The organism is Methylobacterium sp. J-048 (genome assembly GCF_022829515.1).
Classification (GTDB): domain Bacteria; phylum Pseudomonadota; class Alphaproteobacteria; order Rhizobiales; family Beijerinckiaceae; genus Methylobacterium.
The window spans coordinates 1-1,136 of record NZ_JAKSYL010000055.1; the positions used below are offsets into that span (position 1 = coordinate 1).

The 1,136-nt window shown below is 61.3% G+C and carries 1 protein-coding gene and 2 pseudogenes; all 3 read left to right on the plus strand.

Translation table 11 applies throughout. The features are described 5' to 3' along the window. Positions 1 to 292: pseudogene (locus MKL09_RS02470) on the plus strand (chemotaxis protein); the annotation flags it as partial. A gap of 56 nt (positions 293 to 348) precedes the next feature. Further along, the gene (locus tag MKL09_RS02475) at positions 349 to 690 is read left to right on the plus strand and encodes a hypothetical protein (protein ID WP_244017639.1); all 342 of its coding nucleotides are present in this window, start codon (positions 349 to 351) and stop codon (positions 688 to 690) included. Positions 691 to 834: 144 nt separating this feature from the next. Next, positions 835 to 1,136 (plus strand): annotated as a pseudogene (locus MKL09_RS02480) (hypothetical protein); the annotation flags it as partial.

Genomic DNA, 1,136 nt, shown 5'->3' on the forward strand with positions numbered 1-1,136 from the left:
GACCGACCAGATCCGCGGGCAGATCGTGGCGACACAGGCGGCGACTCGGGATGCGGTCGATGCGATCAATTCGATCCAGAGCACGATCCGGGGGCTGGACGAGGTTTCGGCCGCAATCGCGGCGGCGGTTGAGGAGCAGTCTGCCGTGACACGAGAGATGTCGGGCAGCATGCATACGGCCGCGCACGGCGTCACCACGATCGCGAGCGGCATGGAAGCGATCGCTCTGGCGAGCGAGCAGGTCGATGCTGCTACCCGTCAGGTTCGTGAAGCTGCGCGGGCGGTCGCCTGACGATGGCTCAGACCACTGATTTGGCTAACGTCGCTCTTCGGCATGACTGAGCTCAGATGACCGGAACGATCATCCCTCTGCGGCTGAAGCACGACGAGGCATCTGCGCTCGCCGATTTCGACGTGCTGGCGGCGGAACTGCTGATCGAGGGACAAGCCCCGAACCTATTGGTCGCGCGGTTCGGCGCCATTCTGACGAAGCTCCGCGGGCAGAGGGTCGAACTGGCCTTGGTCCTCGCTGATCTGGAAGCGCGGGCACCGAGCCACGACGTCCGGATTAACGGCATCAACGCAGACTTGCACGATAGGGCCCGCGAAGGGCTGGCTCAGATCGACCTGTTCATCTTCCAGGCGGAGATCTGCAGATCAAAGGCTGAGCAGAGTCGATTGGCCATCTAATCCCGCTTTCGCTTCCTGAAGCCGCCGTTCCGGAAACAAATCTTCGATGCTGTACCAAGGTGAAAGAAAATCGTTAAAGTATAGTCAGGTTGTAAGCCGATCCGTTGCTGCCCTCAGTTTCATCTAAAAAGGTAGACAACTTCCGTGCTGGATCGTTTCAGAATTACAGCCAAGGGTAGATACTGCCTGCCCGGTGGCGAGGACGTTCAGTGCCTCGCCGACGTGTCCGCCACTGACTTCGTCGAACTGCGCCGCCTGACACAGGGCCTCCTTCCTCAGGTTGGAGAGCGTGTGATCTGCTACCTCGATGACCTCGGGATGCTCGACGGCGTCGTGCTCTATGGGCGGCCCGGTGGCTTCGTCTTTCAACTCGTGGCCAACGCCGAGCGCCGTTCCCGGATCGAGGCGCGCCTGGAATGGATGCGCAGTGCCGACGACCGCGAGGA